The sequence below is a fragment of the Paenibacillus sp. FSL P4-0176 genome (assembly GCF_037975265.1).
Lineage (GTDB): Bacteria > Bacillota > Bacilli > Paenibacillales > Paenibacillaceae > Paenibacillus > Paenibacillus amylolyticus.
This window is the reverse complement of record NZ_CP150242.1, coordinates 5933576-5959185: the sequence shown is the minus strand read 5'-3', so window position 1 is coordinate 5959185 and position 25610 is coordinate 5933576. Positions and strand designations below refer to the sequence as shown.

20 protein-coding genes are annotated in these 25610 nt (G+C 44.0%); 13 read left to right on the top strand and 7 right to left on the bottom strand.

All coding sequences use genetic code 11. The annotated features are described in order from the left end of the window. Positions 1–291: 291 nt before the first annotated feature. Positions 292–435, top strand: a complete 144-nt coding sequence (locus MKY95_RS27480; RefSeq protein ID WP_017692430.1) for a sporulation histidine kinase inhibitor Sda — start codon at positions 292–294, stop codon at positions 433–435. 21 nt (positions 436–456) lie between these two features. Here the strand turns inward: MKY95_RS27480 and MKY95_RS27475 are convergent, their stop codons facing one another. Beyond that, the gene (locus MKY95_RS27475) at positions 457–708 is read right to left on the bottom strand and encodes a hypothetical protein (RefSeq protein WP_074096361.1); all 252 of its coding nucleotides are present in this window, start codon (positions 706–708) and stop codon (positions 457–459) included. Positions 709–784: 76 nt separating this feature from the next. Continuing rightward, positions 785–1786 (bottom strand): NAD(P)/FAD-dependent oxidoreductase, encoded by a 1002-nt coding sequence (locus MKY95_RS27470; protein ID WP_036605764.1) that lies wholly within the window; start codon positions 1784–1786, stop codon positions 785–787. A gap of 627 nt (positions 1787–2413) precedes the next feature. On the opposite strand from MKY95_RS27470, the gene MKY95_RS27465 reads away from it, so the two are divergent. Both MKY95_RS27465 and MKY95_RS27460 read left to right on the top strand, forming a co-directional pair. Then, positions 2414–3607: an NAD(P)/FAD-dependent oxidoreductase gene (locus tag MKY95_RS27465; protein ID WP_036605766.1), complete on the top strand. Its 1194-nt coding sequence runs from the start codon at positions 2414–2416 to the stop codon at positions 3605–3607. After that, positions 3604–3858 (top strand): hypothetical protein, encoded by a 255-nt coding sequence (locus MKY95_RS27460; RefSeq protein ID WP_036605767.1) that lies wholly within the window; start codon positions 3604–3606, stop codon positions 3856–3858. The genes MKY95_RS27465 and MKY95_RS27460 overlap by 4 nt, the downstream gene beginning before the upstream one ends. A gap of 380 nt (positions 3859–4238) precedes the next feature. On the opposite strand, the gene hemQ is transcribed toward MKY95_RS27460, so the two are convergent. Beyond that, positions 4239–4985 (bottom strand): hydrogen peroxide-dependent heme synthase, encoded by a 747-nt coding sequence (gene hemQ, locus MKY95_RS27455; protein WP_339195396.1) that lies wholly within the window; start codon positions 4983–4985, stop codon positions 4239–4241. 228 nt (positions 4986–5213) lie between these two features. Between hemQ and MKY95_RS27450 the strand changes: the two genes are divergently transcribed. After that, complete coding sequence (locus MKY95_RS27450) at positions 5214–5507, top strand: YuiB family protein (protein WP_036673352.1); 294 nt, start codon at positions 5214–5216, stop codon at positions 5505–5507. 384 nt (positions 5508–5891) lie between these two features. Next, complete coding sequence (locus MKY95_RS27445) at positions 5892–7427, top strand: helicase DnaB (protein ID WP_036605770.1); 1536 nt, start codon at positions 5892–5894, stop codon at positions 7425–7427. A gap of 107 nt (positions 7428–7534) precedes the next feature. On the opposite strand, the gene MKY95_RS27440 is transcribed toward MKY95_RS27445, so the two are convergent. Next, positions 7535–8353, bottom strand: a complete 819-nt coding sequence (locus MKY95_RS27440) for a hypothetical protein (protein WP_339195394.1) — start codon at positions 8351–8353, stop codon at positions 7535–7537. A gap of 254 nt (positions 8354–8607) precedes the next feature. Between MKY95_RS27440 and MKY95_RS27435 the strand changes: the two genes are divergently transcribed. From MKY95_RS27435 to MKY95_RS27420, 4 genes are all read left to right on the top strand, one after another. Next, entirely contained in the window at positions 8608–9831 is a 1224-nt protein-coding gene (locus MKY95_RS27435; protein ID WP_339195391.1) for a sigma-70 family RNA polymerase sigma factor, read from the top strand. 126 nt (positions 9832–9957) lie between these two features. After that, positions 9958–10518 carry a GNAT family N-acetyltransferase gene (locus MKY95_RS27430; RefSeq protein WP_315937843.1) on the top strand — a complete coding sequence of 187 codons (561 nt, stop codon included), beginning with the start codon at positions 9958–9960 and terminating at the stop codon, positions 10516–10518. Positions 10519–10641: 123 nt separating this feature from the next. Further along, positions 10642–11307 carry a cyanophycinase gene (locus MKY95_RS27425; protein ID WP_282320280.1) on the top strand — a complete coding sequence of 222 codons (666 nt, stop codon included), beginning with the start codon at positions 10642–10644 and terminating at the stop codon, positions 11305–11307. A gap of 486 nt (positions 11308–11793) precedes the next feature. Then, positions 11794–12258, top strand: a complete 465-nt coding sequence (locus MKY95_RS27420; RefSeq protein WP_338595039.1) for a nucleoside deaminase — start codon at positions 11794–11796, stop codon at positions 12256–12258. Between the two features lie 407 nt (positions 12259–12665). Here the strand turns inward: MKY95_RS27420 and MKY95_RS27415 are convergent, their stop codons facing one another. Together MKY95_RS27415 and MKY95_RS27410 are read right to left on the bottom strand one after the other, a co-directional pair. Then, a complete protein-coding gene (locus tag MKY95_RS27415) occupies positions 12666–14312 on the bottom strand; it encodes an RNA polymerase sigma factor (protein WP_339195387.1) in 1647 nt (548 codons plus the stop codon). Positions 14313–14944: 632 nt separating this feature from the next. Next, positions 14945–15430: a hypothetical protein gene (locus MKY95_RS27410; protein WP_339195384.1), complete on the bottom strand. Its 486-nt coding sequence runs from the start codon at positions 15428–15430 to the stop codon at positions 14945–14947. Positions 15431–15722: 292 nt separating this feature from the next. Between MKY95_RS27410 and MKY95_RS27405 the strand changes: the two genes are divergently transcribed. After that, positions 15723–17300 carry a class I adenylate-forming enzyme family protein gene (locus MKY95_RS27405; RefSeq protein WP_339195382.1) on the top strand — a complete coding sequence of 526 codons (1578 nt, stop codon included), beginning with the start codon at positions 15723–15725 and terminating at the stop codon, positions 17298–17300. A 141-nt stretch (positions 17301–17441) separates the two neighbouring features. On the opposite strand, the gene MKY95_RS27400 is transcribed toward MKY95_RS27405, so the two are convergent. Then, positions 17442–20264 (bottom strand): endo-beta-N-acetylglucosaminidase, encoded by a 2823-nt coding sequence (locus MKY95_RS27400; protein WP_339195379.1) that lies wholly within the window; start codon positions 20262–20264, stop codon positions 17442–17444. Positions 20265–20518: 254 nt separating this feature from the next. Between MKY95_RS27400 and MKY95_RS27395 the strand changes: the two genes are divergently transcribed. The 3 genes from MKY95_RS27395 to MKY95_RS27385 all read left to right on the top strand — a co-directional run bounded on the left by MKY95_RS27395 (position 20519) and on the right by MKY95_RS27385 (position 25576). Then, positions 20519–22306: a sensor histidine kinase gene (locus tag MKY95_RS27395; protein WP_339195376.1), complete on the top strand. Its 1788-nt coding sequence runs from the start codon at positions 20519–20521 to the stop codon at positions 22304–22306. A 1-nt stretch (position 22307) separates the two neighbouring features. Continuing rightward, the gene (locus MKY95_RS27390) at positions 22308–23822 is read left to right on the top strand and encodes a response regulator transcription factor (RefSeq protein WP_339195373.1); all 1515 of its coding nucleotides are present in this window, start codon (positions 22308–22310) and stop codon (positions 23820–23822) included. A gap of 281 nt (positions 23823–24103) precedes the next feature. Then, positions 24104–25576 (top strand): ABC transporter substrate-binding protein, encoded by a 1473-nt coding sequence (locus MKY95_RS27385; RefSeq protein ID WP_036605779.1) that lies wholly within the window; start codon positions 24104–24106, stop codon positions 25574–25576. The last annotated feature ends 34 nt before the right edge of the window (positions 25577–25610 follow it).

The window sequence follows — 25610 nt, the reverse complement described above, 5'->3', positions numbered from 1 at the left end:
GAAAACCGTTTGAAATTTTACATTACCGGGTAATTTACTCGCAACAAGTCTTGAAACTATGAATTTATTCCAAAAAAAATACGCTGATAAACGTTCTGACAGTAGTACAAACTCCCTGTGCATAAATATTGTCCACACTATACACGTTGATTACTCTATATTTTTTCCATTTATCAACAAACTATGCACAGGATTTCCACATATCGTTGTGGATAACAAGAACGCTTGTTCTCTATATGAATCTCTGATATGATAGTTTTGAGGAAAAAAAAGGAAAGGTTGTGGCGGGAAATGGCTATGTTATCCGATGAGATGTTGTTGGATTCCTACCATAAAGCGATTGAGTTGAATCTCGAACGAGATTTCATCGCACTGCTGTTGGCAGAAATCCATAAGCGCAAACTGGGTACCGACGTATCTGCCATTCTTCACTAGAGATCCTCATTGCAGGCAATGTTACAGGTTTCCGGACAAGTCCCATAGTGAGACTGGCCATGGCGTGCTCGTCTGACAATGGTGACAGTACATCACATGATTGCAAACGTTTTCGACTTCGTCTGCCGTGTCAGAGGAAGGTTGGAATACGTAGGGGCTGTATGGTCCGGTGTAATCATCCAATTTGCCGCATTCTAACAGTCCCTGAAGGCAGTGGGGGCAAGCCTGCTCCGGTACAACCAGACCGTTACACAGCGGGCATATATAAGACAAGGGTATCCCTCCTGATATGGATTCACTCAGGAGTAAGATACCCTTTTTTGTATCAATATATGTTATTTCAGCAAAACTAGCGTTTCATGTTACTGCTGTGTCCTGGGGACAACTTGGCATCCGGATCGAAGTACACCTTCGCATTGTTGACGGCTGTTGGAGCTTCGCCGAATCCGACAGCGATCAGCTTCAGTTTACCCGGATATGTTGTGATATCTCCAGCAGCGAAGATTCCTGGAATAGATGTTTCCATGCGGGAATCAACAACGATGGAGTTACTGTCAATTTCGATACCCCACTCGGCAATCGGTCCGAGAGAAGAGACAAATCCGAAGTTAACGATCACGTCATCTACTTCGATTTCCTGAGTTTCTTTGGTTTTCACATGAGAAAGGGTTACTTTGGTAATCGTGTCATCTCCGTGAAGTTCCGTGATTTCGGTCGGTGTAACCACATTCACCTTGGAATTCATCAGGTTTTCGACACTGTGCTCATGTGCACGGAACTTGTCCCGGCGATGGATCAGCGTTACTTGCTCAGCGATAGGCTCCAGCATAAGTGCCCAGTCTACCGCGGAGTCACCGCCGCCACTGATCAGTACTTTTTTGCCAGCGAAGGCATTCAGATCACTGATGAAGTAGTGCAGGTTGCTCTTCTCGAACTTGGCAGCACCTTCAAGCTCCAGGCGACGTGGTTCGAATGCACCTACACCAGCTGTAATAATGACGGCTTTGGCATGATATTCATTCTCATCCGTCTTCACGACGAAATGTTGCTCATCCTTTTTCTCCACCGATACAACCTTTTCTTCAAGCCGGATGTTCGGGTTAAAATGATTCATTTGCTCAACGAGGTTATTCACCAGTTCCTGAGCTGTTACTTTCGGGAATCCGGCTACATCATAGATGTATTTCTCCGGGTAAAGAGCGGCAAGCTGTCCACCAAGCTGTGGCATACTTTCAACCAGTGTAACGGATGCCTGACGCATCCCACCATAAAACGCGGCGAACAGACCCGCAGGGCCTCCACCGATAATAAGTAAATCAGTCATATCATGACTGGAATTTTGTGCAGTCAAGAATCAACAACACCTTTCATATTTTAATAGGTAGTTAACAGAAAGAATGTGCAGGCTACGTATCGTAACCGGCATGGGTGCTGAACTGTCTTTCCTATTATAAACGGTGTATTCAGGGTTGCAAAGTTAGCGGCGTCACGAAACTGGGAACAATTGATGAAGATCAGATGAGAATAGGATGAAATTGGAAATGAAAGGTTATGAAAAATAACAAAAAAAACCTTGATCTTTACTAGAAATACAGATATCCTTGACCTGTACTATGTGTTTTTTTGTCTAATTTAGAGTCAATATGTAATATGAAGACAGATCCCGTGTTTTGTAGAATCTTGTGGTTAATTTCACAACTTGAAACGATAACTTGCGTGCAAACGTATCAATTTCATAAACCCTTTAGTTGCTTCAATCAAGTCTAGATATAGATCAAAACGGTTCGATACGTCGATATCTAGTTTCATAAAATCCATTTTTAGTGAGTTATGAAATTGATGCAAACGTTTAAATAAATTCGCGAAGTTAACATTTGTCGTCATAATGGGCAAGACCTCATCAATATTTGTAAGTATGTGCATTTTGCATCTCACCCAAGATCGGGCTGATGCAAGTGAAACCGGAAGGGGTATAGACATGAGCAGTATTCCCAAAATCGTCATCCTCGGCGCGGGCTATGGCGGGATTCTGACAGCCCAGCGGCTGCAGAAGGAATTGAACTATAACGAGGCCGACGTCACATTGGTGAATCGGCATGATTATCATTATATTACTACACATCTACATATGCCGGCAGCCGGCACGGATACCATTGAGCATGCAAGAGTGCCCATTTCCAAGCTGATTGATGAGTTCAAGATTGATCTGGTCAAGTCTTCCGTGAAGGAGATTCGTCTGCAGGATCGGAAGATTATTCTGGAGGACGGCACGTTATCCTATGATTATCTGATTATTGGACTAGGCGGTGAGCCTGAGACCTTCGGTATTCCGGGGATGCTCGATCACGCCATGACAATCCGCAGCATTAACTCGGTCAGACTGATTCGAGAACACATCGAATATCAATTTGCGATGTACAAAAACGATAACAAACGAAATCGTATTCGGTTTGTCGTAGGTGGAGCGGGTTTCAGTGGTGTTGAATTCGTAGCTGAACTTGCAGATCGTATTCCACAGCTGTGCAAGGAGTTCGACGTGAATCCGAAACATGTGCACATCTATAATGTAGAGGCAGCGCCTTCGGCCTTGCCTGGATTTGACCCGGAATTGGTAGAACATGCAATGAATGTGCTCAAGAAAAAGGGTGTTACTTTCAAAATTGGTGTTCCAATCAAGCAATGTCTCCCGGACGGGGTTATTGTGGGTGAAGGTGAAAAGCTCGATGCAGCTACAGTCGTATGGACCGGCGGTATTCGCGGTAACTCACTGCTTGAACAGGCAGGTCTTGAAGTGATGCGAGGACGTGTGAAAGTAGACGACTACTTGCGTGCTCCAGGGCATGAGCATGTCTATGTCATTGGTGATAATTCACTTGTCTTCAACGCGGAAGGACGGCCTTATCCGCCAACAGCCCAGATTGCGATGCAGCAGGGTGTGAACTGCGCCAAGAACGTTGTGGCATCCATTCGCAAGAAACAGCCACAACCTTTTGTATTTACGAGCAAAGGCACGGTTGCATCACTGGGTAAAGGTGAAGCTATTGCCGTTGTGGGCGGCAAGAAATACAAGGGCTGGAAAGCGGCTCAGTTGAAGAAGCTGGTAGATCTGCGTTATCTGTTCATCATTGGTGGTATTCCGTTAGTCCTGAAGAAAGGGCGGTTTTTTGGATGAGACATTGCAGTGTTCAGGTCCGGGGACTATTAACACGTGAAGAGCTGGATCGTTACAACGCCCTGATGCAGGTCGGTGGTTATCTGGAGGAACAGGATCAATATGATCTGGCCTACATCGTGCAGAAAGAAGTGGATATTCTCATTATGCCTGCGATTGAGCGGCTTAAAGAGAAGGGTCGTGACCGTGACCGGGCCACAGCCGAATTCCTCGAATCGCTGAAAGCGGTAGATGATGAGGACGAGGATTAGAGACGATATAAGTTGAACTAAAGATGTTTACACATACACTTCAATGACAGAATAACCTTCCAATCGCTGTTATCCCCAGATTTTTTTGATTCCCTTTTGTTAAAGGGAAAATCCGGTGATAGCGTATGCTTCCGATGTAGCTTTCTTTCAGAAAGCTTGTAGGCAAAGTGGATGCTTTCGAAGTAGCTTTCTTGCAGAAAGCTTATAGCTTCGCTTTTTCAGGTTTTTTCTGTCCTTTCCGTTTTTGTGTAAATAAATAGTTCAAACAATATAGATCTAAATCAAGCTTGAGGTAGTAGAATATAGATAGATAATAAAGCACCGCAGACAGTATCCTTTACAGGAGATGTCGCGGTGCTTTATTGTGCTTTGTGCTGTTTCTACAGCTTAAGCATGTCTTCCAGTGTTCCTTCGTTCAACAGACTTCCCACATAGAACGAACCGAATTCGCCGTAACGGGCGCTAACTTCATCGAAACGCATCTCATAGACAAGTTTCTTGAACTGAAGTGCATCATCCGCAAATAGCGTAACGCCCCATTCCCAATCGTCGAAACCGACAGAGCCGGTAATGATCTGTTTCACTTTACCCGCATAGCTGCGGCCAATCATGCCGTGACTACGCATCATGGTGCGACGCTCGTCCATGGACAGCATGTACCAGTTGTCATTCAGCTCACGTTTTTTGTTCATCGGATAGAAGCAGATGTATTGTCGTTGTGGCAGAACAGGTTTCAGACGGGCGATAATATCCGGATTCTGCATCGGGTCTTCGCCTTCTTTGCCAAGATAGTTGCTCAGTTCCACTACACTGACGTAGGAATACGACTTAGTTGTGTATTGGGCAAACATCGTTTTGTTAAACGCGTTCTCAACAGCCTTCAGATCCTCCAGCGTTTCACGCAGATGCATCATGACGAGGTCTGCTTTTTGACCTACAACCGTATACACAACGGTACTTCCTTTGGATGAATTCTCGACTTCTTTCCATTCCTTCCAGAATTCTTCCAGATCGTCCAGTGCTACAGCGCGTTCTTCATCATCTGCTGCTTTCCAGGCGGCCCAGTTAATCGAGCGAAAATCATGCAGGGCGTACCAGCCCTCCAGTGTTGATGCGGCTTCGTTCATTGGTTGTGTTCCTCCTGCAAGGTATATTTCCAAATCCCTATAAGGGACGGGTGATTGCTTTATCGTTTACATTGTATCCCAACATGAAGCAGAAGGGCAAATGAACAGAGTATAAATATAGGGAAATTTGTCCAGAAAGTTCGTTGCTTCGCCACATTTTTTGCGGTACACTAACTACTATCTAGAAGTGAAACCTGAATGTGTGAAAGAAGAGGTGAATGTCGCCCGATGCAATTTATACCTGTGTTGGTATTGATGGTATTATTTTTCGTTATGATGTTTGGTATCGGTTTCATTCTGAACATGCTGATGAAGACAACCTGGTTTCCTTCCTATCTGTTCATTATTGTAATTCTGCCTATTGTTGTGTACTCTCTATGGGATCAGTCGTCATCTCTGATGTCACATCTGGGTTCTTTCCAGCTTGTAGACTATATGACGGGCATCGCTGGACTGGCTGGTGCGATAATCAGTGGATGGACGATCCAGAAGTTGCGTTTGGGTGGGTACAGAATGTTTTAGATTGTTGGAAAGAGGTAACACATGCCACTGTAATCGCGTGAAAGTCTTGTCTTTGTCGTAAACGCTTACGAGTACAAAGGGAAGGCTTTTTTGCTGTTCATTTATATTATAAGGATTATTGTACACTTGTACTTCATATACATCTGGAGAACATTCTCTTTAGATATTCCCTTGTATTCTGCGGCTACAGCTTTTATAGTATTCTAGCGGCTCTCGACATTTTATTTTAGAAATTTGCTGAATTCGGCGAAAACGTGAATGATGTCGACCTAGGACGAAACGGAACGAGAACAGGCCATCTTTTTAACTGTTTTTGAGCATTTGAGGATCAGACATTTATGATAGAATAGATAAACATACTTTTGGGGAGAAGGAGATCAGGCTATGCGCATGAAGAATCTGCACCATTATACTGAACATCATCGCTACTGCGTATACAGGGAGTTTGGACTTAGCGCCCTGGATGACCGTATGCTTACAGGAGCATATCAGCCCATGGTAGGTGCTTTTGCGGTTGGCTTGTATCGGCTGTTGTTTCAGCATCTTCCCGGTGAACAGGTCGGTTATTCGCCGCTTGAACAGCAACGGAGGTTGTTCATGACGCTTGGCTTGGAGCCAAGTGAGAAAGGGCGCAAATATTTGTTAGAGCAGACATCCAAGCTTGAGGCAGTGGGGCTACTTCAGACATCACGTCTATATATACCGGAAAATGATGATTACATCTACGAATATGAGCTGCAACCGCCGCTCTCTCCGGCAGAGTTTTTCCGGACACAGCATTTGACACTGCTGCTTCGTGACAAGATAGGCAAATTCGCCGTACTTTCCTTGCGTTCCGGTTTCTCGGCAGTGGAAAATGGGGACGCGCCTTATCCGGCAGCCAATAAAGAGAATATTTCCGTTCCCTTTTACGATATATTTGAATTGAATACCCACGTAATTGATTATGAGTTGGAGCAAGCATTGTCGGAAGTATCAACTACGGCCCAGCGGACAGGCACGAATGATGCAGCGGAAGAAAATAGTTTGAACTATGCCGACATTATTTTGCGTTTCCCGCGGGAGTCGGTCAATCGTCGTCATGTGGAACAATTGCGATTCGATCATGAACAACTGGGCATTGTAAATTATGTAGTTAACAAGTTTAATCTCAGTGTGCAGGATGTATGCCGACTCCTGGACGAAGATGATATCTTCAGCCCACAGGGCCAGCTGATTCTGGATGATCTTCAGCATAAGGCGAGCATGCAGTTCAGGCAGACGAAGAAGCGCCATGAGCAACAGACTGTACAGGCAGCCAAGGTCGTGGCACTGAGACAGCATATGGAGGAGCCTGAACGGAAAGAGGACTCTGGTGAACCACCTGTTGAGCATGGAGTGCAGATGGAGTACTACGTCGAAGTGCCTCCACAATTTATGACCAAGTGTGATATTCATCAATACAATATGATGTTGCGGAATGAGCCGTATACGCGTCTGCTGCAGACGTTCTTCCCTGGTGCAGTACCGGACAATCTGATCGATATATTTGAGAAAATTGATCTGAGTTACAAGTTGCCTGGTGAAGTTATCAATGTATTGATTCATTATTTGATGGCATTGCTTGTATCCGGCGGCGAGCAACGGATTAACCGTAACTTTGTTGAGGCGATCGCCTCCAACATGTTGCTCAAACAGGTGAACTCCTACGAGAAAGCTGTTCAATATATTCGTGATCAGGCCAAGGTCAAAGGCAAACAGGCTGCTGGTGCAGCTGGAACCCGTACCCGTACATACGGCAAAGGAACCAAAGCCAAGCCCGAAATTCCGATTGTACAAGACATAAGCACCGATGGAGATGCCGTATCCGAGGAAGAGTTCGAAGAGATGATGAGATTTGCCCAGCAGATGCAGGCGAGTAAACAAAAAGGAACTTCTTAAATGTTTATTATATAGCAAAAAGGCGAGTCCCCCGATTAATGGAGACTCGCCTTTTTGCTATATAAGTTGAATTGAAGAAACGTATTTTTCGTCCAATCATTTTTTTATTATTTTGCAGGATATTTATCTAATTTAAACCACTGCTGAAATTCCTTTTTGGTGATTCTTTTTACAGGCTTAACTTTTTTGATTCCTATATCGTATCTGAAAAGAATCCATTGATCTGAAGGATACTCACTAATGTAATCCATACTTTTTCCGTTCTCATGCCATAATATTAGACCTGTGCTAATATAGTTGGTTGCCCGAGGGAGATAAACAACACTGTCTTTCTTAGTGTCGTATATTGCTAACGTGCTTTTCTCCGTACTTCCATAAGAAAATGCAATGATGTCTTCTTTTGGTGACCAATTATATGATGAAATGGTTTCTACATTTTGTTTACCTGCCGTTTCAAGACGTTCGTTTATAATTGTGTAATTTCCTGTTTTAAGGTTCATGAGAATGAGGTTGCTGCCGGCACTTTTTTCTACTTGGATAGCAACCCATTCATTCGATGGAGATTCAGCAACACTACTTATATCCAATAATTTCACTTCAAAATCTCCTGTTTGTAGGGTGTGCTTTTCTTTACCATGAGTAACTACAATGGTGTCAATGATGTTTTGCTCAAAATCGGCAGCAGCATCTAGCTTTAAGGTGTTCGCGGTTATCGTGATGTCGTCACCTCTCCAGACAATTTTGTTTGAGCCTTTTGTTTTTTCAAACTTAGATATACTCTGGTATGTCGAAGAGTTCACAGATGTTGAGTTAGCAGCAATATGTGCTATTTTATCTGAAGTATGAAGTGAAGATGATGCAGTTGATAACGTGCCTAAGCTACCTAAAACAATAACGCTTGATAATAAAACATTGGTGTATTTCATTATTATCTCTCCTTCATTTTGGGAAGGCGGTTACATGATGTGATTCCCTCCAGAACTATTCCAATCTTTGCTTATCATTATAAATTTGTAAAGATATGAAATCATAGAGATGATATGAAGTGAGATTTCAAAAAGGTGATTAGTCCTGTAAGTAACAAACCTGAAAGATTGAATACATATTTATTTTATATTTATGTGGCCTTCTGACTCTCTCTGGTGTCTAATTCATTGTAAATCAAGAGGAGGTTCTTACCATGTCAGGAGCTCATGACACAAAACCTGTTTATCCGGATAAACAGGAAAGCATCACTAACTTTGAAAACACTTATGAGCTGTATCGTCAAAGAATTTGCAACTACTTTTCCCTGAAATTGAACCCGATGGTTGCAGATGATTTGACTCAACAGGTGTTTTTAAAAGCAGTCGAGAATCTTCACCGATTCCAAGGGAAATCAAATTTATTTACATGGATATTCAAGATTGCTCAGAATACAGTGAAAAACGAATATCGAAGATTATCGCGGAAAAAAGAAACGCCGTTTGATTTTACGGGATATGAATCACAGTCGATCTCCCTTGAATTTACGAAGTATGTTGATTTTCGAATTGATATCGGAGTTGCGCTGAAAAAGTTAAATGAAACCGACCAGGAAATCATTGCATTACGCTTTTTTGTGGACTGCACATTGCTTGAAATTTCTAAGATTGTAGGGATGCGTGAGAGTGCAGTAAAGAACAGACTCTATAGAGCTTTGGAAAAACTTAAAAAGGAACTGAAAGAATGGGGAGGCGTTACGATCATGTCTATTCAAGATTTGATTTCAATTGTTAATCAGGGTGAAAACGAGGGATTGAACAATACGCCTAATAAAGTACACCATGATTTGTTCAATGAACTAAGTGATCATATTGAACGAATCTCGTTAAAGTACAATTATCATCCATCGCGAAAAGTAACGATTGAAGTATATCCTGATATGCCATCGTTTCACCAAGCGGTCGGAGAAGCAGATGCTCCGAATTGGTTCATGGGTACCTATGAAGGGAGTATTCTCAAAATTGTATCTCCATTAAATCCAGGACCGGAGCATACCTATCAATCGATTCTTAAAGGTACGGTTCACTTGTTCACCATGTGGCTAATAAGTGAAATCAATCCGAAGGCTCCGAAATGGATAAGGCAAGGAATTGGTGGATATGAAGCCAAGGGGATGACTCAGGGCTATATTGAAGGTACAACAGAAGAGGCTATTCACAATTTAGAGATCCCAACGTTCGAACAATTAGATAATGATACCTGGGATTTCGAAACGATGAAAGGATTTCAGTTTTCGTTCCTATTTGTGGAGTTTGTAGTTCAACGATATGGAATAGACCATTTAAACAAATTGATCCGTGACCCTCAGGATTTTAATGGTATCTTTCAATGTTCCGAGAAGGAATTACATCAGAAGATGGTAGAGTTTATAAGTAAGTAACCCATACAAATAATGTATGTTGCCCGGGGGAAGAACCGGGCTTTTTTTAACGTGGTTATAGATATGTTAAATGTACTATCAATTAATTGGATTATTTTGTATAATGCATATAAAAAGAGGTTGTCTATGAATCCTATCATGATTGATTTTCCAGATGAGTTTTTTACAGAGCGTCTACTGATTAGAATGCCTAAACCAGGTGATGGAAAGGAAGTATGTGAAGCTGTAAATGCTTCTATAGAAGAGTTGAAGCCTTGGATGAAATGGGCTCAGGAAAAGCATACGGAGTATAATTCAGAACTTGGTATAAGAGAAGCTCATATTAAATTCCTAAGTAGAGAAAACCTAAGGCTACTTGTATTTTTGAAGGATACCGGGCAATTAATAGCCTCTTCTAGCTTACACAGCATTGATTGGGAAGTTCGAAAGTTTGAAATTGGGTATTGGATTGATACTAGGTATAGTGGGAAAGGTTATATGACTGAAGCTGTACAAGGTATCACTGATTTTGCTTTTAATCATTTGAATGCAAATCGAATAGAAATACGCTGTGATACTAAAAACACTAAAAGCAAGATGATCCCCGAAAGATTGAAGTTTGACATGGAAGGTGTTATTAGGAATGAAGACCTGTCTGTTGATGGAAGTGAATTAAGAGACACGAACATATATGCATTAGTAAAGTAAGAATCGTTTAGTGATGCGATTGTTTAAGCCAACGAGCAGGTTAACGCGGCTGAAGAACCGTTCATCTTTCTAGCATGTATAATATGTTTTCGTTAAGAATGGATGAATGTAAAGTAATTAAGTTTGAAAACTCACTACTATTTCAGTTGGTTTAATCATTTTTTTCCTGAGAAGCTGGTCCATTGTTTACAGGAGGATATACAAGACAGAAAATCGCTTGTTATGATTAGTGCTAATCCGTCTGGTTATAAAGATGAGCAAGTTAACTTTGATGATGTTTCTGAATGGACATGGTTGAATCAGGCTAACATTATTTTTGATGAATATCATTTCATCGATTACCGTATGCAGAAAGAAGATGCTCAGCGATTCATTCGGAACGCTTCTGTCATTTTTTTATGTGGTGGATATCCTGTTTTACAGAACGATTTTTTGTTGGATTATGAATTATCGGATGTTATTAAGAATAGCAATGCCATTATAATGGGTGCCAGCGCCGGTGCGTTAAACATGGCTGCAAAATGGTTAAGCTTGAATAACACTGATGAAGTTGAAACAAGTACTATTTATAATGGTATTGGTTTTGATCATTTTGCCTACGAATCTCATTCTCAACGCGACTACGCCACGTTTGTTCAAGGCTACCTGTCCCCCTTGTCTGAAGCGATTGATGTTTATGCGGCAGAACAGGAGAGCGCTATACGTGTAAAGGACGGCAAAATAGAAATAATGGGACCTGTATATTTAATTTCCCACTCAAAGATTCAGAAGTTGGTTGAGACGCTCTAATTAGGGTGAGTGGCTGTGACCTTACATAAGTAATTCCTTTTAATGTATAAAATCATGGCTAACAGGTGATCATCTCAGATCTCCTTTTTATAATTGGAATACTGTTTGTAAACAGATGCAATCTTAATATTCCTAGGGCCTATAGTCGGCAGGGTTTCAAAGTGATCATCTGCTGTTTTCAACTAGCGGACGGACAATAGGAGCGTTGCAGAAATGCTGAAGCTCCTTTTTTGTATACCTTTACAGAAAGTAGAGAACAGGAAAATTATATTAGGATGATGAGCTCCTCATTAAGCTAGCGGGCAGATTAGCTTAGCCATACAAGAAAAAATTAGCATTATGGGAGAAGGAGTAGCAGTATATTTTTGGAATATATTATTATTGGGAATTACTGAGATGGGATGTGTATAAGATGGACAAGCATTACCAAAACCTTCTGTTAGCTTTTGAAGAAGCAGAAAAGGCAAGAGATGAGGGTACTTTCCTATCGGTGCAATTATTGTTGATGCAGATGGTTCAGTTGTAAGCCGAGGTAGGAACAGAGTTTTTTCAAGCTGTGATTCTACAGCTCACGCCGAAGTGGACGCTATAAGAAAAGCTGGAAATGTGATACTTCACCCTGAGAGCAAGAAATTTATTCCTAAGAACGAACTTACCTTATATACTACCTGTGAGCCTTGTCCCATGTGCACAGGTACAATCGTATTGTCTTTGATTAAAAAAGTGATTTGGGCTGCAAATGATAAGGATATAGGTGCATTTAAAAAATTCAAGGAATTAAATAGCGAATTACCTATTTATAATGATCTGTTCCACGACATCGAGTTTGTTGCAGCCCCTTACAGAGATTTAGAATTGAGACAAAGAAAAATGTTAGCAGAATGGAACAACAGCCGTGGGTATACCGATAATCATTGGAATGATGAATTAGTAAATGAAATTGTTCAATAATAAATGAAACTTTGCGCCTGATGTATTAAGCTAACGGGAAACGTTAGCTCAATAACAACAAGAAAGCAGCTGATCATTGTGATTGGCTGCTTTTACTCAACTAACGGGCAGTTTTGCTGAATAGATCTGCTGAGTATGTGGAGCATCTGGCCTCTCACGGTTGGTTGCGGACAAGAAAGATAAAAATCGTAAGGTAAAGGGGAGATCTTGCAGATACGATTGCGATTAAAAACTCCCCATGGCGCACACGCGTCATGGGGAGTTTTTAATCATTTTCTACGTTCAGGAGGGGGCCGTGGTGAAATAGCGATGTCCTAATCACTTCGTTGGACAGGACAGACAAAGTTTTGTGTGAAAATGGCCACCACCCGGGAACGGCTATTCTTCGTATACATTTCCGAACCGACTTACTTGACCGGCCCCATCCAGGTTGAAATCTTCTTCTGCTGGTGCGGCAACGGCGGTTTCAACTTCCCGTTATCGATCAAATGCTTCAAAATATAAGCGACAAGCCGGCCTCCGCCGGTGTTACCTCTCACCATATAAGCAAGCTGCGGCTCCAAATGCTTCGGCTGATTTTGCAGGAACAGGTTGAGCATTTTATCGTAGAGCTTGCCGACAGCAGGCGCATACAGAGCGGACAAATCCGGCATTGCTTTGTTCAACCGATCCAACGTTTGCGGAGAGTCGATCCAAACCGCATTGAACTTGTACCCCTCCTCCGTCTTGCGGATGTACCCCTTCTCCAGCAGGAACGAATATTGCTCGGCGTTCTCTTCGTTGTCGGGCAGTTCCCCTTGTTGGAACGCATGACAAATCTCGACATTCCGATATTCCAGGGAACGCCAATCCATCTGGCGGTCGCTCCAGTACGTATTGAATTGCCACAAGTATAAAGGAGAGTTTTCGACATAGCGGAGCGACGGACCGAAGGTGACGTAACTACTCATATCAAAACCCGGATCGGCATAGTGGCTCCGATTTAACGCCGCATAGGCAATATATTGACCTCCGTCCTTTCGTATTGGTGCGACCGCATCGAAGTTTTCGCCCGCTGGCATGCTCCGCCAAGATTGCTCCTCGATGTTTTTGGGCAGCAAGGTCCAAAGCAGGAAGTTATAGTCGCTGTCCGGAACGTACACTCCGCTATCCTCGACTTGACGGCAAACTTCCATTAACGCGTCAAAATGAACATCGGCCACTTCGGCAGCACAATCTTGCCAAAATTGATGACCGGCTACGGCCAACTCGAAGAGGTCCCAGATGATGGTATTGCTTTGATATTTGCCGGGAGAGGTTTGGATGAGAAAATTGTAATCGGCCAGATGCCGGACTTCGCCTTCCAACAAAGCCGGCGGCATTCCCAGCTCCTCCGCGATTTGATGTACGGTACGCGCCTTGTGATAAGCCGCGTAAACGATATTTTGCGCCAAGGCGCGTCCAAGAAAATCGTTGGTTTCGCCCAAACTGCCGGCCGAACCCGAATGGCCCATTTCCCCCATGCTGACCGGATTGACACTTAAAGTTCCTGTTGTACGCATACGTTTCATCCCTTTCCGTAACTCCTTTTTAGCCTCGCTCAAATGCCATTTCACCGTGCCTACAGGAATGTTCAGAGCAATCGCGATATCACCGATTTTAAGCCCGTCATAGTAATGCATGACCACGATCCGGCGATGGATGTCGGACAGAAACGCGACTTCTCGGCGCAGCTCGCGTGAAGCTTCGGTTGCCAGCAGACGGTCAAGCGGTTCCCGGGAAGGGGCGGCAGACAGTTCAGACATGCCGTTGATTTCGATCGCTTGGGGAGCGTGCGCACGTTTTTTCAACCAATTCACCCAAGTGTATCGAGCAACCGTCCAGACGTAAGCGTCCAGGCTTCTAATGTCCCGCACCCCAGAGAAGGATTTCAACAACTGCAGCATAATCTCCTGAGCCAGATCTTCCGCCTCGGCCCGCTGCTTGACCCGGTTTAACGCAAAACCGAAAATCGGTTTGACATAGCTCCGAATCGCTTCCGCGGCTTCTTTTCCGTTTTTACTGATTGAATCCATTTTTTCCTCCATATTTGCATCTGTAATTCCTGACAATAATATAGTGTGCCAGGAGAAATAAAGGTTGGGATTATTTTTTATAAAATTGGACGTCCTACTAAATCACTCATACATATATAATTACAAACATCATGAGTAGATTATTTGAATGGTAAAAAGACGTTATGAACTTTTTTGTTAAGTATATTGGAAAAGAATTAAACAAGTTGAAGATTACTTTAGATGTAAAGGCCTCACTTTTAGTATATAAAGATACTTCTTTTCCGTTCAACTATGGGAGGATACAAACTAGGAGCAGGAGCCGAAGTTCTTCTTTGGGTACTTGGGGTAATCCTTCGTTCCGTAGTTAACGAGGAGTGGTCTCGATTAATTATTCTTATGCATAATTGAGGTTCATTAAAATAACGGGAAACGTTAGCTTAATGCTCAAAGAATCAACGTAATCAACTGTGGTTTACAACTAACGGATGACAATAGGGATCGTTGCAAAATGCTAAGGATCCTTATGGGTATACCTTTAGGGGGGATGTACTCCAGAAAATACGGACAAAAAAAAGCCCAAAAGGGCTACTTCCATAATTGTCATAATAAACTTTTCCTAGCACTCTCGTTGGTAAAAGAAATTATTTCCTTTAACTTTCCCTTGTAGGAGTATGAGTAGCAACTTTCCATTTACCTTCCTCATAGGTTAAAGTTATTTTTGCAGAGAGCGTCCCCTCATTGGCACGATACTTACTGACCTCTATGGCAATGTTATTATCTGATTGCTTCTCCTGCTTTTCAATTTTCAGTAAAATCCCTTTTAGCGTGTTTTCAGACTGTTCTGACAGTCCTTCTTCAATCAATTCTTCATAGGTTAGGTTATAAATTTTTACGTTATATTTGCTGTGAAGGTAATCCTCAATGCTTTTCTTATCAGAATCCTTTAATGGAATTCCTTTATCAAAATCTAATGAGATATACTCCATGTTTTCATTAAGAGCCGTATCTGTTGAAATTAACTCCTCCAACGCCATACGATAAGGTTCACCTGGTTCATTCTGCTGACTAGAGCCAGTAACGCCACCTGCGCAAGCTGATAGTAAAAATAACGCTACAACACTGAAAATAAAATGCATTGTCTTTACTTTTATGACAATCCCCTCCTGGGTACTCGTTTCCTAAATAAACGTAATGATAACGAGAAATGTTGGATTTCAGTTTAAAAAGCAGTCCAATTTGATCTGTCTAATTAAGCTAGCAAGTAGGTTAACGGCAAGGATCGTATGTGGGCAGAACTGTAATATCAGGAGAATTTATGAGCTTAATAGGGGATGATGATTACTTATTATTCCAGATATATGCTACTCTCTTTTTATTCCATAGTTTTCTTAACGGAGAAATGGAAATTTAAATGTTGGGGGTAATTGCTTGCTTCTATCCGAACGATTGCCAATTGCAGCAAGTCTGTACCCTGAGGAACCTGCGTTAATGAGACATGGGCAAACGATGAGTTATGGGGAGCTTTACGGTCTGGTTGAAAGATTCAGTCATACCCTGTATGTTGAAGGACTCCGGGCCGGTGATCGTATTGCCCTTTTAGGTGATCCAGATCCCCAGCTCGTTGTTGCGTTTTATGCAGCAGTTGAGATTGGTGCTATACCACTCGTTCCTTCTCCTATGCTAACAGTACCTGAACTTGCTGCCATATTTCAGGATGCAGAACCATATATGGTTATTCATGATGACCAACATGCTAAAGCAGCTATTGCCACGGTAAAGCTTCTTGGGTATTGTCCAAAACTGTTCACGACAGACGAAGAAGGGACGAATAACAGTTCGCTCGCTACTCTTTTACAGCAGGAACCCGCGTTCTCTCCAAAAGACCATTTCAAACGAAGTGTAGACGATACGGCAGTCCTGATTTATACGGGTGGGACAACTGGTCGGCCAAAAGGGGTCATGCATTCGCATCGTGGTATGGCTGCTTGGAATCAACTTACGCCTTCTGCAGGCTTCGGTCATGATCTCAAGCGTCGTGTGTTAGTGCTCAACTTATCCCATCTGGTGGGTCAGTTCCAGTTGTGGGCGACCATGGCTGCTGGAGGCTGTCTTGTATTCCTAGACGAATACCCAGCGGATGTACACCGCATTATGGAAGCTATTGAACGTGATCAGATTACACAACTCAGCACAGTAGGCCAACTGCTCCGTGATCTTACCCGCGAGGCATCCGTCGGGGGGAGAAACTTGAAGAGCCTGTCGCTTATTGGCTGCGGAGGGTCCATTATTTCTCCGGATACACTACAGGAGGTCGTATCGCAATTTCCTGAAGTTATCATTGTGAACAACTACTCACAAGCGGAATGTGGAATGTCCATAAGCCGTCTTTTTCCTGCTCAGCATATGGGCGATCCTCATCTCCTTCGATCCGTAGGTCGTCCTGCTGACCTGGCTGCTCAGGGTGAACAGGCTTTTGAAGTTCGGATATTAGATACGGACGGAAGTGAGACAGTTACGGGCGAGGCTGGAGAAATCGTTGTTCGAGGTGCACAGACCATGCTGGGGTATTGGCGCCAGTTGGAGGCTACTGCCGAGACCATGTCCGATGGCTGGATTCGAACTGGGGATGTCGGTTGCCTGGATGTCGAAGGTTACCTTTATGTGTTTGATCGCTTGAAGGATATGGTTATTGTGGACGGTTCCAATGTGTTCTCTGCCGAAGTGGAGCATGTTATTGTGAGCCATGAGTCGGTAAGCGAGGCGGCTATAATCGGACATCCTCTTCCTGACGAAGGCGAGGAACTCGTCGCTTTCATCGTGTTACGGGACGGTGAAAGTATGGATCTGACGCGGGTGCGGGCGTTTTGTGAGCCACACCTTGCTCCGTACAAATGGCCGACTCAACTGTTCATTGTGAATACTTTGCCGAGAACAGCCGTGGATAAAATAGATAAAAAGCAGTTGCGCAAGCATCTATCCTCAATTTCATCCGAAGGACTATGCTAACGGGAATGCTGTTTAATAGCTGTTGGGCAGAATATTTATTGTTAGATCAACAAAAACAGCCCTTCAACTTCCTTTTGGAAGTGAAGGGCTGTTTTTATCTCAACTGGTATGCAGGCGAGAACAAAAAAATACCTTGTAGTGTTACCTCAAAATTGTAGTAGCCTGATTGCCCGCATAATCCTCAATGACCAGCTTCAAAGAGCTGTTGCTGGACGCTGGCGTGAAAGTCAGTTCGCTCAGCTTTGTTCTTCCTCGAATGATATACGGGAATTTCTGCGAAACGTAAGTGACTCCGAACTCGCGTGCCACCCCATTTTCATAAATATAAATCTTGTACCAGTCCTCCAGATTCGGGAGGGATAATTTGTACTTTCCATCTTTTACCGTGACCTTTTCCTTGGCGTATGGTGTAATCTGAAGATCTGCGAGCTGTCCGGTATGGGTTACCGGGTTCTGCCCGCCAATGGCGATGTTCAGCACGTAATGTTCACCATTGGTCGGAAGTCCGGTCAGGACGGCAGATTGTTTTCCTTTTTTGACCTGAAGCGACTTGGTGAAGGGTTCTTTTGTGTATTCTGTTCCTAGTGTGAGCTGAATTGACTCGTTGCCTTTTCCTTTGTCTTTATTTTTATCCTTGTCCTTATCCGTATTCTTATCTTTGTCTTTGCCCGAGTCTTTCACTTTCTTCGGGTTTTTCCAGCTTACAATAGCATCGCCATTCTTTTTGAATTTCACATCAATATTCTGAACGGCTGCATTCAGATCGTAAGGCAGGACGGTTGCTTCACTTTCGGTACCGTCTGCACCAACCGCACGTATAGACAGTTCACCAGACGGCTGTTTTAGCGATTTGATATAAAAAGTGGAATCATACACGCCGCCAACATAGGCGCCATTTTCATATAAATTGTATTGTTTGACCTCTGAATAGTCCTTCATGTCCCATGCAACAACCAGTTCGTCGGTGTTGGTCAGTGCTTTGGCAATATGGAATCCGGTCGGTGCATCCGGTACAGCCGCTGAACCGTCGGAAATGCGGATCTCTCCAATATTCATCTGGTAATTCTCAATCGCTTTGCCATTCGGGTCAAAAGATAATCCCATAGCGGCAATGGTTTTGCCTTGATAGGCACTCAAATCCAGCGAAGTTGTCTTCCAACCTGTAGTATGCTGGCCTGACTGAGGCACTTCCACATTGACCACGTTGAATGGATCATCTTCGAAGATCAACCCAACATGCAGGGAGGAAGCGTCACTAGTCGACGGTTTGTTATACGTCAGCTCCAGTTTCGATTGTCCGTTGACGGACAGATCGGTCTTGTAGAGGCGCAGGAAGTTCTCCGCGTCTAGTGTACCGTTCACCACGAGAGAGCTGCCGCCATTAAACGCGCCAATGGAGTCATAGTTGTACCTTGCGCCTTTCTCGTAAGATGGACCGTAGTCAAAATCAACACTGAGCTTGTCACCTTTACTATCCATCCACCATTGCCAAGTGACAGGGATATCCTGAATGTTGATATTGGACCATTCTTTATCGTTCGAGACAGCACCGTTTTCATAATATTTCAGTCCATGACCTGTATTGAAGCTGGTTGCAAAATTGGAGCCATTGATAACGGAGCGTTCGGTCAGATACGCAGCGATTCCATCCCAATTTGCACCGGAAGCATACACATCCGACAGATCGGCAGACGCATTACGACGTGCATCTGTCGGGTCTTGATTTGGCCCTGACCACCACGCACGATCGCGTACAAAGGTCATCCACTGGTACTCATCTTCCGCACGATGATTGGTGCTGCCATCGCCCATCTCTTCATCCAGGGCGTTGTGGGTGAAGTCGGCACCCAGTGTCGCAATGCTATTCATCGGTTGACCGTTCTCATCCAGGTTATGGCGCAGGTCATAGGATTGCTTCCAGCGGCCGAATTTGTCATGTCCACCTTCGACACCAGCAAATACGGTTTCCAGTGGATCCAGTCCCAAGCTAAGGGCATGATCACGGGAATCGCGGAGCATCTTGTGGTTCCACACATAGTTCAGGAAGATGGAATCCGAGACTCTGCCGAGAACGGAATCCTGCACAAATGGGCTGTTGAGCCCATTGAATTGGTTCTGGTATTGAATTTTGCCTGTTGTATTGATGGTGGAATCATACCACTGAACGTACAGGCCTTTATCTCTTAGATATTTCATGAATTTCTTGTAGGATGCGATATCTTCAGGGGCTACACCCCGGGCAACTTCTTCCTGATTAAAGAAATATCCATCGTAGTTGTAGTATTCTGCCATCTCGGCTAGTTTCTCGGCCACAGGGAAATTACCGTTTTCATCCTGGATCAGCATTTGTTTATAGGTTTGTGGCCCACGGTCATTGTCCGAGAAAAAGATGTTGGCAATGGACTTAACGCCGTTCTTGTGGGCTGCATTGGTGTAGGCCGGATTCGGAATGTTCAAAATGCCAAACTCGAAGTATTTCTCCGTCCATTCTTTACTCGGATCGTACAGCTCCTCAGGTACTCCCGCAGAGGCCATGCCGTGCCAATAGCTGTAGTAGTCTGTATATTGCCAATAATTAAATAGATACTGGCTGAATTCATTGGTATAAGGTGTGCTATCGAAGAATGCATTGCCATAATCACCACTCATTGTGAACAGTTGGGTGTCCGGGCTAAGCTCAGGATAAGCCTGTGTGGCAGCGAACGCTTCATTACGGGGCTGCAAGGGAACATGGGCACGAAGGAGATCACCATGGATATCACTTTCTGGTGTCCAGTTCAGAATCTGGGCCGAGGTGTACCCGTGTTGATAGGGCTGATTCATCCCTTTGGCGCTTTCACCGGTGTAAGGGAGCGTGTCTCCGGCATAAACGGATGATGCAACAACTTGTCCAAGCAGAGCCGTAGTCAGGACCATGGCAGTGACCTTGGGAATGATGCCTTTTGCTTTGAGTTTGCGTGTCATGCTGTTCCTCCTTCAAGTGGAATGAATGTAAGGTATTCTTTTACACAAAGCTAAACTTATGGTTAACGATAGTGGATGAAAGCGTTTTTAAATAGGGTGAAATTAAAGAAACACAGATATAAACTAAAGAAAAGTTGCAGGTGACAAGTTAATGTCAGAAGCCTGATGGTATAATTCAAGTCAGGAAAACAGCATCGGAGGGAACATGCGAATTGAAAATTGTTAGCGTTTACAATAATTTCTTCAAAAATAATATGTTTATGAAAATGCTCCTGATTTTCTCGATGATATCGATTGTCACGATCATTACATTGTCTTATATCATCTTCCTGTCGGTGTCCGACTCCACGATTCGCCGGGAACTGGCGATCCAGAAAGCGGCGATGGAACATGTGGATCGGTACATTCATCAGCAGTATGAATCGGTGCAAAACATGGTGAGGGATATGCATCAGAATGAGGCGCTTTCCGCCAACATTACTTATCTGATGAATCATTCGTACGCTGAATATGTTCAGCACATGACCAATGGATATTACGCCAATCAGGATGACTATTCGGCCGATGTGTTGAAACATTTTCAAAATATTATGGATCGCAATTCGCAGATTAACCAACTCATGTTGTATAGCGCTGAGCAGCAGGATCTGTCTACCTTTAATCAACACAAGCAGTTCCGCAAGCTGGACGCCAATGTAGCTCATTCCTATATTCCGGACGTAATGGCGATGGAAACGCCCAATATCAGTGCACCCAACTACTGGATTCGCAAAGAGGTTAATCAATGGGACCCTGCGATCTACTCCATCCGCGTACCAATTAACAATACACAGACTCTTCGGAATCTGGGCCAATTTCTTGTCTTCTTTGACTCGGAGGGAATCGGTAATGCGCTGGATAACTACGAGAGTAATCTCAAGGGAGACATCGTGGTGTTATCGGCGAAAGGGACAGTGTTATTTGACTCCAACAATCATTATTACGGGAAGAAGTATCCCTACGTGAATGTAGCCGATTCCCTGTTTGATCAGACGGATATGGATTCAATGAAAAAGGAGCAGAACATGTATGTGAACAAGTTTGTCTCCGCTGATCAGGGGTATGTGGTCATTGGCACCGTTCCGGTAGAAGAGATGGCTGAAACCTATGCGGGTATTCGCAATACCATCATCTCGATCAGTATCGTATGTATTTTGTTTGCCGTGCTGGTTCCGGCATTTTTCATTATTAACTTTGCCAAACGAACCCGTCGAATTATCCGCTTCACCCAAAAAGTGAAATATGGCAATTTGACGGCTCGCATCGACGATCCGCGAGATGATGAACTGGGGCAGATCTCACATAGCTTCAACGATATGCTGGACGAGCTGAATCTGTACATTGAACGGGTCTACAAAGCCGAGATCAAACAGAAGGAGACCGAACTGGTCGCGTTACAGGCGCGTATCAACCCTCATTTTCTCTACAATACGCTTGAAGTGATTCGGATGAGGGCGATATCCCAAGGGGCGAGAGATGTTGGCGAGATGATCTATAGTTTATCCGTATTGTTCAAGAGCCTGGTACAGCAAAAGAAAAATTATACGCTGAAGGATGAGATGGAAGCTTGCCGCTTGTATCTGGAGTTATTCCGAATCCGCTACAAGGATATTTTCATATATACGATCCAGATCGATGCTGCATATTATCAACACCCTGTGGTCAAACTTTCGCTGCAACCCATTATTGAGAATTATGTCGTACACGGCATTCAAACAGAACGTTTGGATAACCGATTATCCATTGTTGTGGAAGAGACGGATAATGTGGTGCAAGTGGAAGTCAAAGATAATGGCAAAGGCATTGATCCGGCACGCCTGACGGAAATCCTTGAAGAACTGGAACGTCCTGAAGAGTCTGGTCAGATGTTCGGGCTACGCAGTGTCCATAGTCGATTGCGCTTCCTGTACGGGCCAGAGTTCGGTATCACCATAGAGAGCACCCTCGGAGAAGGAACACGAATCAGGGTGCGTTATCCACATACAGAAGGGACAGGTGTGTAATATGTACAAGGTGTTTATTGTGGACGATGAGCCATTCATCATTGAAGGTTTATACGATATTGTGGACTGGTCTTCGTTTGGAATGGAAATTGTTAGTCATGCGGGCAATGGACAAGCGGCGTTACAAGCGCTCTCTTCTCAGCCTGTGGACATTCTGATCACGGATATATCCATGCCACTCATGAATGGTCTTGACCTGATTCGGGAAGCAAGGCGAGTGAAACCTGAGATTAAGGTCATTATCCTCAGTGGTTTCAATGAGTTCGAATATCTGAAGGAAGGCATGCAGCTGGGGATTGAAAACTATCTGCTCAAACCGATTAATGTAGAGGAACTGGAATCCACGCTGAGCAACACGGCGTCCAAGCTGGATCATACGGTATCACCTCAAGCCGATGATGCGTATGGCATCCAGATTCTGAAAGATAACATTCTTCATCGATGGCTTACGGGGCAGATTGCAGCTACTGAATTTGAAGAACGTGCTCAGTTCATGAACCTTTCGCTGGATGCACCGGACGTTGCTGTGGCCATTCTGCGTGACAAAGGGCAAGTACCTGGCATGTTTGAACGTGTAGAAGAGATGCTGAGAGACAGACGCCATCTGAACGTATTTCATGATATCGATGGAGACATCGTCATTATTGCCAACATTCAGGGTACGAGTGACGAGGAACAGAAGTTGATGGATGGCTTGCAGGCATTATCTGATGAGATAACCGTAACCCATCCGGCGGCACGCATTGGAGCAGGCAGATTGATGAAAGGGTTATACCATGCGCCGACCAGTTATGCGGAGGCCAAAAAAGCACTCCAGTATGTGATGATTTATCCCGACCTTAAAGTCATCGACCATGCCATGCTGGAAAGGTGCGGAAATTCAACGGCGACCTTTTTCATTGAATGGAGGGAGTATGCCAAACTCATTCTGTCCCGCAATACTGAACAACTTGCTGACCGGATTCGCATGGATTTTGAACAGCATCGCGATGGGCTTACACCTGGGGAGTTACAGAATACCGCACTGGAAGTTGTGATTCGCTTCAAAATGGAACTGGAGAGCATCAAACACTCGGATGAGTCTGCCATATACCAAAAAGGGCTTCAACTTGTACTGGACAGTGGTACTTTTGATGAACTTGTGCGGGCGCTTCAGCAGGTTGGGTCGCAGACGATCCAATCCCTATTGCAGGATCTGAAAAATCCAATTGTGAACCAGGTGCTTCAGCATATCGACAAACACTACGCAGAAGAGCTCTCCCTTAAGCTGCTTGGTGCCCACTATCATTTGCATCCGGTGTATTTGGGACAATTGTTCCATAAGGAGACCGGGGAGACGTTTGCCGAATATATCAACAAATACCGGATTGAACGTGCGAAGGAGCAACTACGCAATTCCAATCTGAAGGTACATGAGATCGCCCGAAATGTGGGGTACTGGGAGACGGGATATTTCTATAAACAGTTCCGCAAATATGTGGGGATTTCACCGACTGATTTCAAGGTGTTTGGTTAATTCGGTGACGGGTAGATCCAACCATGGGGACAGAGAGCCAAGAGACATATCGGGAACAGGAATGGCATGGTAGAAAATCATGGCATACTTTACCCGGCATGTCTCTTTCATGTAAGCGATTTATTTAAATAGGTACAAAATAGATGCCCAAGGACGATTTCTCTTTAATTTGTACCTCGAAAACTTAAGTTTATCTTCTTTTTGTAAATGCTTTCATTCGATAAGGTTAAAGCAGTTAGTAAGTAGAGCCTAAGGGAACACGAAAAGGGAGGATCAAAGAAATGAGTAAACAAAGAAAACGCTTCTCACTCGTTCTTGCATTGTTAATGGCCGTTACACTTGTTCTTAGTGCCTGTGGAGGAAGCAAAGATGCTTCAGAATCCGGGGGAGCTGGAGATGACGCGGTAGAGTTGATCTGGTATACCATCGGTACCCCTCAGAAAGACGTCAACAAAGTGATGGAAGAAGTGAGCAAGTATACCAAAGAGAAAATTAATGCCACGGTAACGATGAAGATGGTTGACTGGGGTGACTACCCGCAGAAGATGCAGGTTAACGTAGCATCCGGTGAGCCAATGGACATTCTGTTCACTTCTTCTGGTGGATTCGATTATGTACAAAATGCTAGAAAAGGTGCATTCCTTGAATTGGATGACCTGCTTGCTGAATACGGTCAGGATCTTACCAAGACCATTGATCCTGCATTCCTCAGCGGTTCCAAGGTAGATGGACACAATTACGGAATTCCAGCCAACAAAGAGTTGCCACAACAAGAGGTATGGCGCTTTAACCAAATGCTGGTTGATAAATACAAGTTGGACATCTCTGGCGTTCGTACGTTAGACAGTCTGGAGCCTCTGCTCAAAACAATTAAGGAAAACGAGGCGAGTGTAACACCATTTGCCATGGATAAAAACTATGTTCCTTACGTGCCTTATGACTATGTCATTCAGAATCTGCCAATGGCAATCAAGCTGGATACAACAGACTATAAGCTTGTAAACATACTGGAAACACCTGAAATGAAAGAAGCACTTACTACGATGCACAAATACTACAAGGCTGGTTATGTATCAGCAGAAGCGGCAACAACAGGTTCCACCAACGACCTGACAACATCGGGCAACTGGTTCCTGGATCGTGCACAGACTCAGCCGCTCGCGGACAATCAATGGTCTGCAAGTTACGGTTATCAAGTCGTTTCAACACCTGCAAGTGAAGCAATTATAACGAATACATCTGTACAAGGTTCCATCATGGCCATCTCGGCCAACTCGGAATATCCGGAGAAAGCGATGGAATTCCTGAACCTGCTCAATACAGATCCTGTGCTGCGTAATATGGTGGACTCCGGTATTGAGGGCACACACTACAAAAAAGTGGATGACACACATATGGAAAATCTGCCTGAATCGAAAAACTACGATATGCCTTCATACTCCCTTGGGAACAACATGCTGCTCTATCTGAACAGCAATGACCCGGATAACAAATGGGATGAGTTCAAGAAGTTTAACGCTGAAGGTGTCAATTCCCCGATCCTCAGCTTTAACTTTGATGCAAGCAATGTATCGTCCGAACTGACGGCGGTACAGAACGTGAAAGAGCAATATTGGGCAGCACTGATGACAGGTACACTGGACCCGGCAGCCAATCTGGATCAAGTGATTGAGAAGTTCAATCAAGCCGGACTGGAGAAAGTAATGGCTGAAGCCCAAAGCCAGCTGGATGCCTGGAGAGCGGAAAACAAGTAACAGTACATCGTAAGGATCGGGCGGCTGCTTATCG

Excerpts from the sequence above, each read along its gene's own strand:
- MKY95_RS27480 (WP_017692430.1), top strand. The coding sequence starts at position 292 with ATGGCTATGTTATCCGATGAGATGTTGTTGGATTCCTACCATAAAGCG.
- MKY95_RS27465 (WP_036605766.1), top strand. The coding sequence starts at position 2,414 with ATGAGCAGTATTCCCAAAATCGTCATCCTCGGCGCGGGCTATGGCGGG.
- MKY95_RS27460 (WP_036605767.1), top strand. The coding sequence starts at position 3,604 with ATGAGACATTGCAGTGTTCAGGTCCGGGGACTATTAACACGTGAAGAG.
- hemQ (WP_339195396.1), bottom strand. The coding sequence starts at position 4,985 with ATGAACGAAGCCGCATCAACACTGGAGGGCTGGTACGCCCTGCATGAT.
- MKY95_RS27450 (WP_036673352.1), top strand. The coding sequence starts at position 5,214 with ATGCAATTTATACCTGTGTTGGTATTGATGGTATTATTTTTCGTTATG.
- MKY95_RS27445 (WP_036605770.1), top strand. The coding sequence starts at position 5,892 with ATGCGCATGAAGAATCTGCACCATTATACTGAACATCATCGCTACTGC.
- MKY95_RS27440 (WP_339195394.1), bottom strand. The coding sequence starts at position 8,353 with ATGAAATACACCAATGTTTTATTATCAAGCGTTATTGTTTTAGGTAGC.
- MKY95_RS27435 (WP_339195391.1), top strand. The coding sequence starts at position 8,608 with ATGTCAGGAGCTCATGACACAAAACCTGTTTATCCGGATAAACAGGAA.
- MKY95_RS27430 (WP_315937843.1), top strand. The coding sequence starts at position 9,958 with ATGAATCCTATCATGATTGATTTTCCAGATGAGTTTTTTACAGAGCGT.
- MKY95_RS27415 (WP_339195387.1), bottom strand. The coding sequence starts at position 14,312 with ATGGATTCAATCAGTAAAAACGGAAAAGAAGCCGCGGAAGCGATTCGG.
- MKY95_RS27410 (WP_339195384.1), bottom strand. The coding sequence starts at position 15,430 with ATGCATTTTATTTTCAGTGTTGTAGCGTTATTTTTACTATCAGCTTGC.
- MKY95_RS27400 (WP_339195379.1), bottom strand. The coding sequence starts at position 20,264 with ATGACACGCAAACTCAAAGCAAAAGGCATCATTCCCAAGGTCACTGCC.
- MKY95_RS27395 (WP_339195376.1), top strand. The coding sequence starts at position 20,519 with ATGTTTATGAAAATGCTCCTGATTTTCTCGATGATATCGATTGTCACG.
- MKY95_RS27390 (WP_339195373.1), top strand. The coding sequence starts at position 22,308 with ATGTACAAGGTGTTTATTGTGGACGATGAGCCATTCATCATTGAAGGT.
- MKY95_RS27385 (WP_036605779.1), top strand. The coding sequence starts at position 24,104 with ATGAGTAAACAAAGAAAACGCTTCTCACTCGTTCTTGCATTGTTAATG.